Source organism: Streptomyces sp. NPDC041124 (assembly GCF_055592385.1).
The window spans coordinates 124,915-140,615 of sequence record NZ_JBVIYR010000013.1; the positions used below are offsets into that span (position 1 = coordinate 124,915).

At 72.8% G+C, this 15,701-nt stretch carries 11 protein-coding genes and 1 pseudogene; 8 read left to right on the plus strand and 4 right to left on the minus strand.

Going from position 1 to position 15,701, the window contains the following annotated elements; translation table 11 throughout:
• Positions 1-3 precede the first annotated feature (3 nt).
• The 3 genes from ACZ6A9_RS29650 to ACZ6A9_RS29660 all read right to left on the minus strand — a co-directional run bounded on the left by ACZ6A9_RS29650 (position 4) and on the right by ACZ6A9_RS29660 (position 3,969).
• Positions 4-2,064 (minus strand): DUF4139 domain-containing protein, encoded by a 2,061-nt coding sequence (locus ACZ6A9_RS29650; RefSeq protein WP_468991598.1) that lies wholly within the window; start codon positions 2,062-2,064, stop codon positions 4-6.
• 201 nt (positions 2,065-2,265) lie between these two features.
• The gene (locus tag ACZ6A9_RS29655; protein ID WP_468991599.1) at positions 2,266-2,550 is read right to left on the minus strand and encodes a hypothetical protein; all 285 of its coding nucleotides are present in this window, start codon (positions 2,548-2,550) and stop codon (positions 2,266-2,268) included.
• A 1,005-nt stretch (positions 2,551-3,555) separates the two neighbouring features.
• Positions 3,556-3,969 carry a DUF4190 domain-containing protein gene (locus tag ACZ6A9_RS29660; RefSeq protein WP_468991602.1) on the minus strand — a complete coding sequence of 138 codons (414 nt, stop codon included), beginning with the start codon at positions 3,967-3,969 and terminating at the stop codon, positions 3,556-3,558.
• A gap of 227 nt (positions 3,970-4,196) precedes the next feature.
• On the opposite strand from ACZ6A9_RS29660, the gene ACZ6A9_RS29665 reads away from it, so the two are divergent.
• On the plus strand, positions 4,197-4,571 hold the full coding sequence (locus ACZ6A9_RS29665) for an ASCH domain-containing protein (RefSeq protein WP_468991605.1): 375 nt from the start codon (positions 4,197-4,199) through the stop codon (positions 4,569-4,571).
• Positions 4,572-4,650: 79 nt separating this feature from the next.
• Here the strand turns inward: ACZ6A9_RS29665 and ACZ6A9_RS29670 are convergent, their stop codons facing one another.
• Positions 4,651-5,091, minus strand: coding sequence for a DoxX family protein (locus ACZ6A9_RS29670; protein WP_468991608.1), 441 nt, complete (start codon positions 5,089-5,091; stop codon positions 4,651-4,653).
• A 401-nt stretch (positions 5,092-5,492) separates the two neighbouring features.
• Here ACZ6A9_RS29670 and ACZ6A9_RS29675 point away from each other — a divergent pair, with 401 nt between their 5' ends.
• The 7 genes and pseudogenes from ACZ6A9_RS29675 (at position 5,493) to ACZ6A9_RS29705 (ending at position 15,663) form a co-directional block, all read left to right on the plus strand.
• Positions 5,493-6,569, plus strand: coding sequence for a hypothetical protein (locus ACZ6A9_RS29675; protein ID WP_468991613.1), 1,077 nt, complete (start codon positions 5,493-5,495; stop codon positions 6,567-6,569).
• 733 nt (positions 6,570-7,302) lie between these two features.
• A complete protein-coding gene (locus tag ACZ6A9_RS29680; protein ID WP_468991615.1) occupies positions 7,303-10,164 on the plus strand; it encodes a lectin in 2,862 nt (953 codons plus the stop codon).
• A gap of 17 nt (positions 10,165-10,181) precedes the next feature.
• Positions 10,182-11,939 (plus strand): lectin, encoded by a 1,758-nt coding sequence (locus tag ACZ6A9_RS29685; protein WP_468991618.1) that lies wholly within the window; start codon positions 10,182-10,184, stop codon positions 11,937-11,939.
• A gap of 421 nt (positions 11,940-12,360) precedes the next feature.
• A complete protein-coding gene (locus tag ACZ6A9_RS29690) occupies positions 12,361-12,927 on the plus strand; it encodes a hypothetical protein (protein ID WP_468991620.1) in 567 nt (188 codons plus the stop codon).
• A gap of 128 nt (positions 12,928-13,055) precedes the next feature.
• Entirely contained in the window at positions 13,056-13,298 is a 243-nt protein-coding gene (locus ACZ6A9_RS29695) for a DUF6411 family protein (RefSeq protein WP_190101217.1), read from the plus strand.
• Between the two features lie 76 nt (positions 13,299-13,374).
• Positions 13,375-14,332, plus strand: a pseudogene (locus ACZ6A9_RS29700) (DUF1152 domain-containing protein); the annotation flags it as partial.
• 140 nt (positions 14,333-14,472) lie between these two features.
• Positions 14,473-15,663, plus strand: a complete 1,191-nt coding sequence (locus ACZ6A9_RS29705) for a serine hydrolase domain-containing protein (RefSeq protein WP_468991624.1) — start codon at positions 14,473-14,475, stop codon at positions 15,661-15,663.
• Positions 15,664-15,701 lie beyond the last annotated feature (38 nt).

Consider the following 15,701-nt stretch of genomic DNA (forward strand, 5'->3'; position numbering starts at 1 on the left):
CTGTCAGCTCCTGCGGTTGCCGCCAGTGAGGGCCTTGCCGGCCGGGATCCGGATCACGTAGCCGCCGTCGCGGACGGCGGTGCCACCGGGGGGCAGTTCCACCCGCCACAGCCGGGTGCCCGGCGCGTGCCGCTCCGGCGCGCCGTCGCTCCCAGGCGCCGTCCAGTCGGCCCGTTCCTCGATCCGGACGTCCGCGTCGGACGTCACGGGCACCCGCTCGCGCACCTCCACGCGGACGGGAACGGCGAGCCGGTTGGCCAGCTCCACGTGAACCCCGTGGTCGAGCACGGTGACGTTGTTGCGCAGCCCCGACGTCGACTCGCGCAGACTCGTACGACGGGTGACCGCCACGGCCTCGGCAGGTCCCAGCCCCACCCGGCACACACCGCCCGGTGCGAGTGTGGGCAAGGAGGTGGTCAGCAGGTACTCCTCGTCCACGGTCACCTCCACCGGACCGGCGAGCAGTGCCTGCGCCGTGGCGTTGGAGAGCATCAGCGTCGCGTACACGGTCTGCTCCACGGACGGCACACAGAGGTACTCGGTGCGCAGGCCCACCGGGATCTCGCCGACCGTGACGGTGTGCCAGGTGCCGTCCGAAGGGATGTCCGCCGGAGCGGCGGCATCGAACCGGTGGTCGAAGGAACCGGCGGACTCCCGGGGCCGGACGGCGTGCCCGGGAAGGGGAAGCGCGGCCACCGCTTCGGCGCGGCGGCGGTACTCGACGGCCACCGGGTCGAAACCGGAGCCGGGGAACAGCCGGCCCCGGCGGCCCTCCGGTTCCTCCGGGCCGCACAGGACGAGCGCGGTGTAGTCGAGCTCCGCGGTCTGCGGTCGTGGCGGCCCCGCCGTGGGCGGCGGTGGGGGGAGGAAGCCCGAGGACGCCGCGGGCCGCGGTGCTGCCGCCCCGGGAGCGGCGGGGACGCGTGCGGGCCCGCCGCCGGTACGCGGTCCGGCCTGTGTCCGGGGCTCGGCCGCAGACGTGGGAGCACCGCTGCCGTAGGCCTGCGGAGAGTCGCCCTCCGCGCCGCCGGGGGCCGGTGGTGCTCCGTAGGCGACCGGTGCCGGCGGGGGAGGCGGGTGAGGCTGAGGCAGGGGAGCGGCAGGAGCGGCTGCCCCGGCGAGCGCGGGCACGGCGTCCGTAGCGGGCCGGGGGCCCGCCGTGTCGTAACCGGCGAAGAGCCCGCTCAGCCCTTCCGGGTGCGCGCGCCAGCCCGACGGCGCGGGCGCGGGCTGGCTGCGTCCGATGCGGACCGAGCGGAGGCGGGGCAGCTCCGTCGGGCGGCGCAGGTCCGCGGTGGCCAGGGCGACGCGGACTCCCGCCCAGTCCTCGCCGGTGCGCTGGGCCACCGACGCCCGCAGCGACAGACGCCCGGTGTCGCCGCCCTGACGGTACGTCAGTCGGTAGGCCGGTACCCAGACGGCACCGGGCACCCCGTACTCCACCTCCACCTCCACTTCCCCTTCGCCGTCCAGCGTCAGGACCGCACCGAACGAGGTGGCCACATGGGCCGGGGGCGCGTCGGTGGAGGCACGGGAGAGCCTGTCCACCGCGACGGTGAGCTCGTGCTCGACCCGGCGCAGCTCCTCCTCCAGTGCGCCGAGCCGGCTGTGCAGCACGGTCAGGCGCTCGTCGACGAAGTCGGCGAGCGCCAGCCACGCGTCGACGGGTGTGCGGCGGTGCGGGTCGTCCCGCTTGCGGGCCGGCGGCACCGGACGCAGCGCGCCGATCTCCTCGATCAGGGTCAGCTGCCGGTCCCGGCGCCCCCGAGCGGCCGCGCAGTCCTCGCGCAGACGCTCCACCTCGCGCAGCAACACGTCCTGGCGGCCGCTGTCCTGGGGCTCGGCCTCGACCTCCACCCGGGCCTCGGTGACCCGCACCCCGGACGTGCCGACGACGCGGGCCCGCAGCGAGTCACGGTCCAGCGACCGGGGAAGTCCCGCCACCCGGACCCGTCCGTCCGCCGGCACCGTGCCCCGGGCCAGACGGCGGCAGAGCGCGCCCTGCGCGTACACCACCACCGAGTCGAGCGCCGACTCCCACACCGGGACCGTCCCAGCCGCCATGTGTTCCCCCACCCAGCCGTCTGCGTGCCGAGGGCAGCCTACGCCGTGCGCACCACGTCCGCCGGGTGCGGTACGGGCCCGCGGATGCCGGCCGGCGCCCGTGCGCCGGGCCGTCCCCGTATCACACCGTCGGAGGACGGGCGCGAGACCCGCGCCGCCCCGGAGGCGGCACCGTCCCGACCGCCGCCGCTCCGGCCCGGCTCACCAGACCAGACACCAGTAGGTGCCGTGGTGTCCGATACCGATCCTGCCGTCGCGCGGGAGCAGGAGGGGGTCGGGCCGGCCCGCGGCCGCCATGGAACAGGCGGGATCTCCGACCGTTTCGTCGCCGGCCATGCGCCGGGCGGCGGCCGTCGCGGCCTGCGAGGTGTACCACTCGGTGGCGCCCGCCTCGCGGCTGTCCGCTGTCGGTGCCGGGGTCGTGTGCCGGTCAGGGGGTGACGCCGGTGCGGACGTCGGTGCGTGCGGCGTCGGCGTGGACGTCACGGCGGGAGGCGGTGGTACGGCATGCGAGGGGACCGGTCGTGACGTCGGTGTCGGCGGTGCCGGGGGCCGCGTGGGTGGTGCCGAGGGCTTCGCCGCCCCGGACGGCGCCGGGGACCGGGGCTTCGCGGACCGGCCCGGGGCCCGCGGTGCGGCGGACGGCTTGGGCGGTTCGGGCCGTACCGACGTGTCCGGGGGTTCGGAGCGCGTGGGTCGCGCCGACGCGGCCGGGGATTCGGGTTGCGCGGGTCGTGCGGGGGAGTCGGGCCGCGGGGACCCGGCCGGTGGCCGGGGCTTCTCGGGCCGGGCAGCCGATGGCGCCCGTGTCGCGGGGGTCCGTGGCACGTGGCCGGCCGACGCACCGGTCGCGGGTGGACGGGGCTCCGGTTCACGGCCGCCCGGTGCCGTTCCGGCCGTCGGCCTCTGGCCCGGCGGTACCGGCTGAGCCGTCGGCCTGTCGAGGGGCGGCGCCGGCTCGGCCGTCGGCAGCTGTCCGGGCGGCACCGGCTGTGGCGACGGCGCCTGTCCTGGGGGCTCCGGCCGGGGCGGCAGGCCCGGCGGTACCGGCTGACGAGACCGGGACGTCGGCTCGGGCAGCAGCGTGCCCGGCGGCGTCTGCCGCTGCGTGCCCGGCGGTTTCGTTACGAAGGTCCACGACGGCAGCGGGTTCAGCGTCGGCAACGACAGGTCGGCCGACGCCGAGGGCGTCGGGCTGGGCGTGCCGTCGTCCTGCGCGACCCACACCCACACCCCGACGCCGCCGAGGAGGAGCACGGCGGCACCGCCTGCGACCCAGGGGGCCCGCCGGGGTGGGCGTCGGTGACGATTCATGGTCTCACTGTCCTACGCGACACGCCGAGGCGCCCGTCGCGTCGTCCGGAAGGTCCGCTGCCCGCCCCCATTTCCGCCACCCGTACGGGTGACGCGCCGGGTTCTGCGGCAGCCGGCCTTCGGCTGGGCAGAACCCGGCGCGTCACCGGTCGTCACCGCCCGGCCGCCCGGATCCGGTCAGTTGTTCATGTCCCGGTCGAAGTCCTCGGCGCACGCGTCTCGTTCGCTCTTCGTGTCGGCGTGCTGGACACAGTCGTCGAAGTCCTTGAACTCGTCCGAATTGAGGATCGACGCACCGATGGCGAGGATCACGCCGGACGCGATGAGGCCCAGCGCGCCGAGCACCGCGCCGACGATCGACATCACGCCGTGCGGGGCCCGGCCGCCCCGGGCCCGGCGTGCGCCGATGATGCCGAAGACGAGTGCCAGCAGGCCGAGTACCACACCGCCGAAGACGGTCCAGAAGAGGAGGATCGCCAGGATGCCGAGGACGAGCGCGGCGACAGCCAGTCCGTTGCCCCGTCTCCTGCCCGTGGCAGGGTCCGTCGGCACGGAGTCGGTTCGCGTCGGCGGGTGTTCCGGGAAAGACATGTCGTCACCCTCATCTCAGTGTGTGTGCGGGCCAGTTGCCGTACGGGCCGATTGCCCCGATACAGACGGTGAATGCCTCTCTGCCGGACCGCGGTGAACCCGTGCGCACCCGCGGGCCGCCGCCGACGGTGACGGCGCGATAATGACCGGCCCGGAGGACTCGTCCTCCGCGTGCGATCGAGTGAGGTGAATGAGCAGTGTGGCCACGGGTCGACGGTATGCGCGCCATGGAACTGGGCACTCCGGGCGGGCTGAGGGCCCGCCTGAACTCCCTGGTACTGGCCGGGCGGAAGACGGCGACGACCGGTCTGCTGGCCGAGTACGCCGAGGAGACGGAGGGCCTCGAGTACGTGGGGGAGCGGCTGGCGCTCCTGGACGACGACGGCCGTGCCGTCGCCACGCTCGAGATCACCGGCGTGCGGCGGACGTCCTTCGGCGAGATCACCTGGGAGCACGCCCTGGCCGAGGGCGAGGGCGATGCCACGCTCGAGGAGTGGCGCGACGGCCACCGTCGCTTCTGGGAGCGTGAGGGCACCCCGGTGGACGACTCCACTCCGGTCGTGTGTCTGGCCTTCCGGGTCGTGGCGCCGGCTGCCCGGTAGGCGCCCTGCGCGGTGTGCGCGGGTCAGCCTGGGACACCGAAGCGGGCCGGCAGCCTGCGGCCAGCCGTCCCACGCCTGGTCAGCGGGTCTGTCCGGGGGTGGCCGCCGAGGTGGTGTCGCCGCGCCGGAGCAGACCGGACAGGCTCAGGGAGCCCGGCCCGAAGAAGACCAGAAGGAGGAAGCCCCAGCAGAACAGTGCCGGGGCCAGACCGCCGTTCTGCAGGGGGAACAGGCCGTCCTGCTGGTGTTCGGTGAAGTAGGCGAAGGCCATGGCACCCGAGCTGAGGAAGGCGGCGCCACGGGTAGCGACGCCGAGGAGGACGAGGCCTCCGCACACGAGCTCGATCACGCCGGCGTACCAGAACGGCCAGTCACCTGTGGGGCTGGCCTCCCTGTCCAGGACGCCGAACAGAGTGGCGGCGCCCTCGCTGGCGAACAGCAGGCCGACGGCGATGCGGAACAGACCCAGAACGAGAGGTTGATGGCCGGCGAGCCGGTCGCTCAGGCGGGCGGTGCTCATCGCTGGGTACTCCTCGGGACGGGTCGGTACGACGCACAGGGCCGCGCGGGCGTGCGGCCGTCTGCTCTTCAGTACGCGCGCCGTGCTCCGACGGTTCAGCCGGGCACGGCCCAGCGAAGGATCCGGCTGCCGGGAGGGCGACGAGGTGCCTGGACCCCGCCGCCTCGATGGCCCGTCATGACGCTGTCATGACGACTACGCCGCCGGCGTCGCCTTCACCGGCCGCACCGGTTCCGCACGCGCACACCGGACGCCCTCGACTGCCGCGCACTGCGCCGGCGCGTCCGGGAGGGCCGCGCCGGCACCTCCCTCACCCGTGCGGACGGCGCCTGAATCGCACAGAGCCGCACAGGGGAACACAATGGGACGAAAGATGCGGCGACCTCGTGGGGAGCGCGGTGATGCACGACAACGCCGGGGACGATGAGGCACCCGTCGAGACGGACGACGAGTACACCGGGCCCACGCAGGACGACGAGGAACCGGAGTACTACGACGAGGAGTACGCGGACACGGCACCTCCCGGAGAAGAGACGGCCGGCGGGCCGCCCGCGGCGACCGGTGCGAGCCCCGACGTCTTCCTCGACGTGCCCCTCCTGAAGGTCGACGAGATCGACCTGGACGTCGAGGACCTGCGGGCGCACGTGTCGTTGCAGGCGGAGGTGCTGGATCTGCTGAAGCTGAACGTGGGCGCCGACGTCACGCTCGGCCGGGTGCACCTGGGGATCTCCGGTGTGGAGGCGCAGGCCCAGCTCAGGGTGCGTCTCGACAACGTCGCGCTGATCATCAACCGGGTGCTCACCACGCTCGACCGCAACCCGGAACTGCTGCGGGAACTGGCTCAGGGAGTCGGATCCGCCGTACGGGACGTGGGCGGCGGAGCCCGCCAGGCGGTGGGTGAGCTCGGCACGGGCGCCGGAGCAGCCGTCCGGGACGTGGGCCGGGGCGCCGGTACGGCGGTGGAGGATGTCGGGCGTGGCGCCGGTACGGCGGTGGAGGATGTCGGGCGTGGCGCCGGTACGGCGGTGGAGGATGTCGGGCGTGGCGCCGGTACGGTCGCGGAGGACGTCGGCCGTGGCGCGGGCGCTGCGGTGCGGGACGTGGGCAGCGGCGCCGGGCGGACGGTTGAGGAGGCCGGTGGTGAGGTGGGCCGGACCGTCGGAAGGACCGGTGAGGCGGCCACCCGCGCCGCCCGAGGCGTGGCCGGCGAGGCCGACGAGGTGACCGGAACGGCACGCCGGACGGCGGACGAGGGAGCTGACGCCGTCGCGGACGTCGTGCCCGCCGGGGACGACAACGCGAGTGAAACCGGGCAGGTCCGACGGACTGCGCCGCGCCGGACCGCGGACCGGGACCGGAGTGCGCCCTCCCGGGGCCGAGCGACTGCCCGGCCCCGTCGCGTGCGGGGCGAGGACGGCAAGATGCCTCCGCGCGCCGGTCGCCACCGCACCGGCGAGGAGCCGCAGGAGCCGCCCTGAACGGAGGCCACGGGACCACCGCACCCGCCTCCGGACATCTCGTTCGGGGCGACGGTCCACTCCGATCGGCTCCGCTTCACCGAGCAGCCCAGGACGTCCGTCCGCTTCCCCGGCACCGGGGAACGCCGGTCGACGAGCCACAGCGACCGCACCCACCTCCCCGACAGGGTCTGCCCCGGTCAGGAGTACCGCGACGCCACCGTTGTGTATCGCCTGTCGAGCCGGCTCACCGGAGGGCCGGAAGGTGAACGGAACGGCGCAGGGGGCACGCACGCATGACCGGACCGCGAGGCGTGCCGGGCGCACTCCGACCGATGCGACCAAGGCTTCCGTGCGCGACGGGCAGGTAACTCCGGCGCCAGAAGCGACCCTCGTGAGGAACCTCGCGCACCTCGGCGCCCACAACACCTCCACCGCCTGGTGGGTCCTCGCAGCCCGGGGCCGCGAGGGGTCCTGATCGGCTGCCTCGCATCCTTCCACAGGCCCCCGTGGGCCGAGCTGCCCTGACCTGACGTCTCACCCAGGCACTTTGTCCCCGCCGTGGAAGAAGTTGCGGGAACGAACGCCGAAGGGGTTACGCGTTCGGTCGAGGCCCGCTAACTTCCTTGAGAAGAACCGGTCATGAGCCCGATCGGGCTGAACCGACCGGTGCTCGACGGCGCGACGGCGCGCGCCCAGACTCCTCACGGCAGGTCCCCGGACCGCCGCAACCCCCCATGACCAGGAGATCTCTGTGCGCACGAGACCGCTTGGACACAGACGTGTCCGCACGCTGCTGACGGCCGTGGCCTGTGCGACGGGCCTGGCGCTGCCCATGGTCCCCGCCACCGCCGCTCCGACAACCGCCCCGGCCGGACCGGGCGCCGCCGGGGCCGCGGCAGCCGAGGACTTCCAGCCGGTCACCCTCGCCAAGGGCGTCGCCGAAATGGGCGAACCCATGACACTGGCCGTCCTGCCGGACCGCACGGTGCTGCACACCTCGCGTGACGGCACACTGCGGCGCACGGACGCGTCCGGCACGACCACCGTGGCGGGCAGGCTGGACGTCTACAGCCATGACGAGGAGGGCCTCCAGGGCGTCGCGGCCGACCCCGCCTTCTCCTCCAACCGCTTCGTCTACCTCTACTACGCACCCAGGTCGAGCACACCGGCCGGTGACGCCTCCGCTGACGGATCCCCCTCCGACTTCACCCCGTTCGACGGCGTCAACCGGCTGTCCCGCTTCGTCCTGAAGGCCGACGGCACACTGGACCCGGGAAGCGAGAGGAAGATCCTCGACGTGCCCGCCTCCCGCGGCCTGTGCTGCCACGTCGGCGGCGACATCGACTTCGACGCGGCGGGCAACCTCTACCTCTCCACGGGCGACGACACCAACCCCTTCGCCTCCGACGGCTACACCCCCATCGACGAGCGCACCTCGCGCAATCCCGCCTACGACGCACAGCGTTCCGCCGGCAACACCAACGACCTGCGCGGCAAGATACTCCGCATCAAGGTCAACGCCGACGCCACCTACAGCATCCCCACGGGCAATCTCTTCGCGCCCGGCACCGCGAGGACCCGCCCCGAGATCTACGCGATGGGCTTCCGCAACCCCTTCCGGATGAGCGTGGACAAGGCGACGGGCACCGTGTACGTCGGTGACTACGGCCCCGACGCCGGAACCGCCAACCCCTCCCGCGGCCCCGCCGGACAGGTCGAGTTCAACCGGGTCACCCGGGCCGGCAACTTCGGCTGGCCCTACTGCACGGGCGACAACGACGCCTACACCGACCGTGACTTCGCCACCGGCGCCCCTGGCCCGGCCTTCGACTGCGCGGCGCCGAAGAACACCTCACCCCGCAACACCGGCCTGACCGACCTGCCCCCCGCCCAGCCCGCCTGGATCCCCTACGACGGCGGCTCCGTCCCCGAGTTCGGCAACGGCTCCGAGTCACCCATGGGCGGACCGGTCTACCGCCACGACGCCGCCTCCACCTCCGAGGTGAAGTTTCCGGCCGAGTACGACGGCGACTTCTTCGCCGGCGAGTTCGGCCGCCGCTGGATCAAACGGATCGCGGCCGGCGGCGACGGAACCGTGCAGTCCATCAACCCCTTCCCCTGGACCGGCACCCAGGTGATGGACATGGCCTTCGGCCCGGACGGCGCCCTCTACGTCCTCGACTACGGCACCGGCTACTTCAACGGCGACGCCAACTCCGCCCTGTACCGCATCGAGCACGTGACCGGCGGGCGCGCCCCCGTCGCCCAGGCGAGGGCGGACACCACCTCCGGCACGGCCCCCCTCACCGTCGCCTTCTCCTCGGCCGGCACCTCGGACCCCGACGGCGACCCCCTCACCCACACCTGGACCTTCGGCGACGGAGCCACCTCCACCGCCGCCGGCCCCTCCCACACCTACACCACCAACGGCCAGTACACGGCCACCCTCAAGGTCACCGACCCCTCCGGCAGGTCCGCCACAGCCTCCGTGCAGATCACCGTCGGCAACACCGCCCCGACCGTACGCATCGACGCACCCGCCGACGGACGGATCCACGACTTCGGCGACGCCATCCCCTTCCGGGTCACCGTCACCGACCCGGAGGACGCGACCATCGACTGCGCCCGGGTGAAGGTCACCTTCGTCATCGGCCACGACAGCCACGGACACCCGCAGACCTCCGCCACCGGCTGCACCGGCATCCTGCGGACCCTGGCGGACGGCGAACACGACCCCAACGCCAACATCTTCGGCGTCGTCGACGCCGAGTACACCGACAAGGGCGCCGGCGGCCAGCCCGCGCTCACCACCCACGACCAGCACATCACCCAGCCCAGCCGCCGCCAGGCCGAGCACTACGGCGACTCCGCCGGCGTCGCGGTCATCAACCACACCCCCGCCCACGGCGGCAGGACCGTCGGCGACATCCACAACGGCGACTGGATCTCCTTCACGCCCTACAGCCTCGACGACGCCACGGGCTTCACCGCCCGCGTCTCCTCCGGCGGCAGCGGCGGCACCCTCGAGGTCCGCGCCGGCTCACCGGCCGGCACCCTGCTCGGCACGGCCACCGTCCCGGTCACCGGCGGCTGGGAAACCTTCCAGGACGTCACCACGTCCCTCAGCGGCGTCCCGGCGTCACCCACCACCCTGTACCTCGTCTTCAAGGGCGGCGCCGGAGCCCTGTACGACGTGGACGAGTTCTCCCTCAGCACCACCACCTCCGACCCTCGCGTGGGTGAGGTGAGGGGGGTCGGTGGGAAGTGTCTGGATGTGTCCGGTGGGGCGAGTGCGGACGGGACGCAGGTGCAGATCTGGTCGTGCAACTCGACGGCGGCGCAGCGGTGGAGTGTGGCGGGTGACGGTTCGCTGAGGGCGCTGGGCAGGTGTCTGGACGTGTCCGGTGGGGCGAGTGCGGACGGGACGCGGGTGCAGATGTGGACGTGCAACGGGACGGGGGCGCAGAGGTGGGCGGCGCAGCCGGACGGCACGGTGCGCAATCCGCAGTCGGGCAAGTGCCTGGACGCCTCGGGCGGTACGTGGAACGACGGGACGCCGGTCCACCTGTGGACCTGCCACACCGGACCCAACCAGAAATGGACCCTGCCGTAGGAAGGAGGCGACCCACGATGCGCACCCCGCTCAAGACGGCGCTCGCCCTGTGCACCGCCGCCCTGCTCAGCCTGACACCCCAGGCCACGGCTCAGCCCGGCGCCGCACCGGCGCCCCAGACCCCACCCCGGGCCCCACTCACCGCGGCGGCCGACCCCGCCTACCGCGTCCTCGTCTTCTCCCGGACGGCCGGCTACCGCCACGCCTCCATCGACGAAGGCATCACGGCCCTGCGCGACCTCGGCACGGCGAACAACTTCTCCGTCACCGCCACCGAGGACCCGGCGGCCTTCACCACCACCAACCTCGCCCAGTACCGGGCCGTGGTCTTCCTCTCGACCACCGGCGACGTCCTCGGCCCCGCCCAGCAGACCGCCTTCGAGCAGTACCTCGGCGCGGGCGGCGGATACGTCGGCATCCACGCGGCCGCCGACACCGAGTACGACTGGCCGTTCTACGAGGGGCTCGCCGGCGCCCTCTTCCAGTCCCATCCCGCCATCCAGCCCGCCACCGTCACCGTCGAGGACCGGGCACACGACGCCACCGCACATCTCCGGGGCACCTGGCAGCGCACCGACGAGTGGTACAACTACCGCACCAACCCCCGCGCCACCGCCCACGTCCTGGCATCGCTCGACGAATCCAGCTACTCCGGCGGCACCATGTCCGGGGACCACCCGATCGCCTGGTGCAAGGACTACGCCGGTGGCCGCGCCTTCTACACCGGAGGCGGTCACACCGAGGAGTCCTACACCGACCCCGCCTTCCGAAGGCACCTGCTCGGCGGCATCCGCTGGGCCGCCGGCACCACCCGGGCCGACTGCCGCCCGGAGACCGGCTACACGCCCCTGTTCGACGGGACGTCCACCACCGGCTGGAAGCAGGCCGGGCCCGGCGGCTTCACCCTGACCGACGGCACCCTCACCTCGCACGGCGGACTGGGCATGCTCTGGTACGACGCCGAGGAGTTCACCGGCGACTACTCGCTGAAACTGGACTGGAAACTGCACGGCGACGACAACTCCGGTGTCTTCGTGGGCTTTCCCGCCTCCGACGACCCGTGGTCCGCGGTGGACAACGGCTACGAGATCCAGATCGACGCCACCGACGCCGCCGACCGCACCACGGGAGCCGTGTACGGATTCCGGTCCGCCGACCTGGCCGCGCGGGACGCCGCGCTGAATCCGCCGGGGGAGTGGAACACCTACGAGATCCGCGTCACGGGTGAGCGGCTGGAGATCTTCCTCAACGGCCGGAAGATCAACGACTTCACCAACACCGACCCGGCGCGCAGCCTGCGGCAGGGCCACATCGGCCTGCAGAACCACGGTGACGGTGACGAGACCTCCTTCCGCAACATCCGGATCAAACAGTCCGCCTCTCCCTCCGACCCTCGCGTGGGTGAGGTGAGGGGGGTCGGTGGGAAGTGTCTGGATGTGTCCGGTGGGGCGAGTGCGGACGGGACGCAGGTGCAGATCTGGTCGTGCAACTCGACGGCGGCGCAGCGGTGGAGTGTGGCGGGTGACGGTTCGCTGAGGGCGCTGGGCAGGTGTCTGGACGTGTCCGGTGGGGCGAGTGCGGACGGGACGCGGGTGCAGATGTGGACGTGCAACGGGACGGGGGCGCAGAGGTGGGCGGCGCAGCCGGACGGCACGGTGCGCAATCCGCAGTCGGGCAAGTGCCTGGACGCCTCGGGCGGTACGTGGAACGACGGGACGCCGGTCCACCTGTGGACCTGCCACACCGGACCCAACCAGAAATGGACCCTGCCCTGATACCCGCCGCGGCCTCGGGACAGGGAGTACCGCGTAACGCGACGAGCACGTGATCGAAAGTGATGGGGGAGCGCGCACGACCTGACCGGAGCGGCGCCATCCGGTCCGGCTGGATGCGGCACCTCGGGCCGGCGCCCTCCGCCCCGATCCCCCATCACCTCCGGCCCCCCACGGCGCCGCGGCTCGGCCCGCTGTCCCGCGGAGCGGGCATGAGTACTCGGTTCGAGGTCGTCGTCGACGTCGACCGGCCCGTCGAGAACGTCTTCGCCCCACCTCGCCGACAGGCGCCACGACCCGGAGTCCGGTCCTCGGGTGCTGGAGGACGAGAAGAGCTCCGACGGCGCCACCCACGGGAGCCCGGAATGATCTGACGGCCCGTCGGTGAACCCCGGGGCGCGGGGTATCCGGGGTGGACACAGGTATGTCGTCCATCCTCGAGGGGGTACGCGTCGTGGGCGCCTTCAAACGCCGGCTCGACCGCAGTCTGACCGCCCAGGCGGTCCTGGTCTTCGCCGTGGGAGTGGGAGTCACGGCTCTGCTCCGCAGGGACGAGGCCCCGGCCTTGTGGCTGATCCAGGGCGGGCTCTACGCCGCCGTCGCCGTCACGTTCCTGGCTCTGCAGCGCCGTCGGCTCGGCCGCGCGGTGGGGGCCGACGCGGGTGAGATCGCCCGCCTCAACCGGGGGGTCCGGCACCGGGAGGTGCCCGCGGAGCCCGAGAAGCGGGAGGCGATGCGCCGGCTGGTCGACGTGCAGCTGCGGCAGATGGAAGGGGCCCGCCGGTGGATGCCCTACTGGTTCGCGGCCATGGGCTTCCTCGCGGTGGCCGTGGTCGTTCTCGGCGTCGTGACCGGGACGCTGGTCCTTCCGGCGGTCACCGCGCTCGCCGTGATCGGGCTCTGCGCCTGGGTCCTGTGGATGCGCAGGCGCTCGCTGGACCGCCTCCACCACATGCGCTCGGCTCTGGCCGGTGGGAGTGAGCGGGCGTGAGGTGAGGGCCGCCGTCCCGGATCCGGCGCAGGCAGTCCGCGGCGCGGACGCGTGTCCCCGGAAGAACGGGGAACGAGGTGCCACACGAGCGTGCCGGTACGGCACCCCGACTTCACCAGGAGGCCCCCATGATGGTCGTCGGCATCATCGCTGTCTGCGTGGTCATCGCTGTCCTCGCCTTCCTCCTCCCGCGGTTCTCGCGGCACCCCCAGAACGGAACGCAACGCACCCTCGGTGCCGGCTCCCGGGCCGGCTCCAAGGCTCCGGGCCCGCTCGGCCGTCTGTTCAGCAAGCCCTTCCGGTCCAGCTCGCGGGCCGTCTCCCGCAGCGGCTCCGCGGGCCGGCGGGCACGTGGCAAGCTGCCGTTCTGACACGGGCGCGCCCGCGCGCCGACCTTCCCGCCGACCCGAGGAAATCCGTCGACCCGGCTGCGAAACGTACATGACAATGGCGCCGTCTCTCCACACCAACCCGCTCTTCGACCGGCTCGCCGACTCCGAACGGATCCTCGTGGCGGGCGCCGGCGGCGGATTCGACATCTACTCCGGCCTGCCGCTGGCGCTCTCCCTCCTCCACCAGGGCAAGGACGTGTACCTGGCGAACCTGTCCTTCAGCGCACTGGCCGGACTGGCCGCCGAGGACTGGGCCGCCGACGACCTGGCCGTCGTCACCCCCGGTCCGCCCCGCACCAGAGCTACTTCCCCGAGCGGACCCTCGCCCAGTGGCTGCAACGGCTCGGCTACCCGGCGACCGTGTACGCCTTCCCGCAGACCGGCGTACGCCCGCTGCGCGCGGCGTACCGGGCACTGATCGACCTGCACGGCATCGATGCCGTGGTCCTGGTCGACGGGGGACAGACATCCTGCTGCGCGGCGACGAAACGGGCCTCGGCACACCGGAGGAGGACCTCACCAGCGTGGCGGCCCCGGCCGCGCTGGACGGCGTACCCCACCGCCTCGTGGTGTCGGTCGGGTTCGGAGTGGACGCCCACCACGGCGTCAACCACGTGCAGGTGCTGGAGAACATCGCCGCCCTGGAACGCGACGGCGCCTACCTCGGCGCGTTCTCGCTCTCACGCGCCACCCGGGAAGGCGCACTGTATCTGGACGCGGTGGCGCACGCGCACCAGCACGCCCCCGACCGTCCCAGCATCGTGAACGGCTCCGTCGCGGCAGCCGTACGCGGCTCGTTCGGCGACGTCCGCTTCACCGACCGCACCCGCGGCAGCGAGTTGTTCGTCAACCCGCTGATGTCGCTGTACTTCGCTTTCGACCTGCCGGGCCTGGCCGCCCGGTGCCTCTACCTGGACCGCATCGAGGACACCCATCTGATGCGTCAAGTCCACTCTCGTATAGCGGAGTTCCGCGAGGACACGGTGGCCCGGCCGCCGCGCGCCTTCCCCCACCAGCGGCCGCCCGCGGCATGGTGGGGCAGGCTGTACCCCCACTGGCCTGCTGGCCCCATCGTGCGGCAGAGGGCTTCTCCCTAGGTTGGGAGCACACCGGATCGACCCCGTGCCACCGACCTGCAAGGAGCCGGACGACCATGGCAACAGCCACCAAGCCCCGCCCCCGCGGCCACCGCGTCGTGACCACCGTCCTGGTCACCGCACTCGCCGGCCTCGGCCTGATGACACCGGCGGCCGGATCGACCGCGACCGACCCGGCTGCCGACACCTTGCACCGGCAGACGGACGCCGTCCAGCGGACGGGGGCCGTGGGCGTGCTCGCCCGGTCGACCGGCCCGCAGGGGGCCCGCCACGCCACCGCCGGCGTCTCCGACCGCAGGACGGGCCGCCCGGCGCACCCCGACGACAAGTTCCGGATCGCCAGTACCACCAAGACCTTCGTCGCCACGGTCGTCCTGCAACTGGTCGGCGAGGGGCGTCTGTCACTGGACGACACGGTCGAGGAACTGCTGCCGGGAGTGGTGTCGGGCAACGGCAACGACGGAAACCGCATCACCGTCCGGCAGTTGCTGAACCACACCAGCGGCCTGTTCAACTACACCGCGGACTTTCCCCTGCTCTCCGACGCCGCGGCATTCCGCGCAGGACGTTTCGACACCTGGACGGACACCCAGCTCGTGGCCATCGCGATGCGGCACGCGCCGAACTTCGCGCCCGGCACCGAGTGGGAGTACTCCAACACCAACTACACCCTCGCCGGGATGATCATCGAGAGGACGACCGGGCGCAGTTGGCAGCGTGAGGTGACACGCCGCATCATCCACCCCCTGGGCCTGCGTGACACCTACGCGCCCGTCACCGACCCCCGCATCCCGGGCCGGCACCTGCGGGGCTACTCGGCGTTCGGCGGAAGCTCACCGATCGACGTCACCCTGTTCAATCCGAGCGGAGCGGGCGCGGCCGGCGGTATGATCAGCAACACCGCCGACCTGACCAGGTTCTACTCGGCGCTGATGAAGGGCAAGCTGCTCGGGCCCGCCCAACTGGCCGAGATGAGGACGACCGTACGGGCCGAGGAACTGGACGACCTCTGGCCCGGAGCACGCTACGGCCTCGGCCTCATGCGGGTCGACCTCACCTGCGGAGGCAGCTACTACGGCCACGCCGGGGACATCCCCGGCTACATGACCCGCAACGGTGTCAGCGCGGACGGCCGGCACGTGGTCGTCGTCGAGGCCACCGGCGACGGCTCCGCCCCGGACCTGGACACCATGCAGGCCGCGAACACCCTGATCGACGGGCAGTTGTGCGCCACCGGACGCACGTGACGTTCCCCGTCCCGCAGCGGTCGCCCAAGGACCGCTGC